1 protein-coding gene is annotated in these 1,859 nt (G+C 62.8%); it reads right to left on the reverse strand.

The features are described 5' to 3' along the window. Window positions 1–298 precede the first annotated feature (298 nt). Window positions 299–1,777, reverse strand: coding sequence for a ketol-acid reductoisomerase (locus FJZ36_19235; GenBank protein MBM3217034.1), 1,479 nt, complete (start codon window positions 1,775–1,777; stop codon window positions 299–301). Window positions 1,778–1,859: the final 82 nt, after the last annotated feature.

A 1,859-nucleotide genomic window follows, 5' to 3' on the forward strand; every position in this document is an offset into this window, starting at 1 on the left:
TCGTCGGTTCCGGCTTGGGTTCCGGCTTGGCATCGTCGGTCGTTTGCACGCGATAGACGCCTGAATCGACGAACTCACAGGAGACTATCGGATAACTGCCTTCGTCGATTGAGATAGACACTAAGTCACGACGCAGAGCCGCTCCTCGCGCCTACTGATCATTGAGGAACGTGCTGCGACAGCATTTCGCGTCGAACGAAGAAGACAATCGAGATGTCCCCGAACGCCTTCTCAGCGGGCTGGGCCCGCCGGGAAGGCGTTCACTTGTACCGTGACATCCCGGCAGTGCGGCGCAGCGTCAGACGGGGACGGAGATATCCACGGGAGGTCGAAGCTCAGCGCAAACCGCGAGCGCGCCGTGAACCGGATGGCTCTGGAACGCTTGCATCAGCCTCTCGTCGACTGCCTGACCGGCGTCGAAACGCGTGAAGCTCTCCTGCTGAATCAGATGGTCGAACCGCGGGCCCCACTTGCGCGTTCCCAGACGCGCCGTCGTCGAGCAGTTGTCGACCATGTAGTCGACGCCCTTGGCGTGCATGAACGGGTTCAGCGAGTCGACGGCTTCGATGACGGATTCGTTGCACACTTCGCTGTAGGAATGCTCTTTGGCAAGCAGCAGATCGATCTGCGCCATCATCGTCGCGCAGTAGAGCCCGGCGGTCTCGGCGTTCAGCGGGATATCGTCCTCGACGCGGCGAGCCCGAACGCCCTCGCCGACACGCCACATACGCGTTCCGGCGACGTTCCCCATGGGGTACTTCTCGAGGCGCTTGCCCGCCAGCACCACGGAACGGATCTCATTCCCCGACGCCACTTCGTCGTAGATCTCAGCGATCAGCCCGTAGAGCACCGGGTACGACGCGCTGTACATGCGGGCGAACGTCTGCTGATCCGCAGCCCCGAGCCGCTGGTAGAGCGCCAGGATGCCATCGTGCGAAATGGTTCGGCTGATCGGGCCCGTGACCGACTCCGCCGAGTGCTGGAATGCGTCGTCGTCCGACATCCCATGCACGTCGATGAAGCGCCGGAACAGCGCTTCTACGATGCCGTGTACAGCTCCGAGCAGGATCGCGCGTTCGCCCGCGATATCGCTCCGGTACTCGTTTTCCAGCGTTGTGATGAAGGAGAACGGCGATCCGAGAGCGACCGACCAGCCGATCGCCAGATCCGTCGCCCGACCGTCGATGTCCTGCTCGACGGCGAAGCTGGCGTTGATCCCAGCGCCGTTGAGCTCCTTACCCTGGACATAGAGGCGTCGGACGGACGGGCCCATGCCTTTGGGACAGACGCCGATGACGTTGATGTTCTTCGGGAAGGAGGTTCCGTCGTTCGCCATGTGCCCAAGAAGAAACCCGTGCGACAAGCCAAGTGTGGTGCCGGGGCGCATCGTCTTGAACACGGCGGGGTACTCCTCCGCCTGCGCCGCATCGGCGATCAGCAGAAGCACCAGGTCGGACTCTCGCACGACGTCGAACATCTCGCCGAGGGTTCCGTCTTCGGACCGGAAGGCAGCCTTTCCGGCGGACTGGATGGACCGGCTGCCAGCGCGAAGCCCTACCTTGACGCGAATGCCCGTCCCTTCAAGCGACTCTCTGAGATTCTGTGCTTGCGCCGGGCCCTGTGATCCCCAGCCGATCACGCCGATCTGGCGCACGCCAGCGAATGCCTTCGCCAGCAAGGGGAAGCGGTCACGCCCACCGCGCACGATTCTCTCTTCCGTGTCCGCCAAGCGGATCACTTCGGTGTCAAAGACGCTCGACCTGAAGTCCCACTTCATTCGGTTCATCTCCTGAAACCCGATCTCGACCACCAGTGCGTCCGCACCACCGGTCAGACGCCTTCTTTGAGCCCTTCGTCGC

This window comes from Candidatus Poribacteria bacterium (assembly GCA_016866785.1).
GTDB lineage: Bacteria > Poribacteria > WGA-4E.

What these genes read in the sequence shown, in the direction of transcription:
- FJZ36_19235 (MBM3217034.1), bottom strand. Translation starts at nt 1,777, where the DNA reads ATGAAGTGGGACTTCAGGTCGAGCGTCTTTGACACCGAAGTGATCCGC.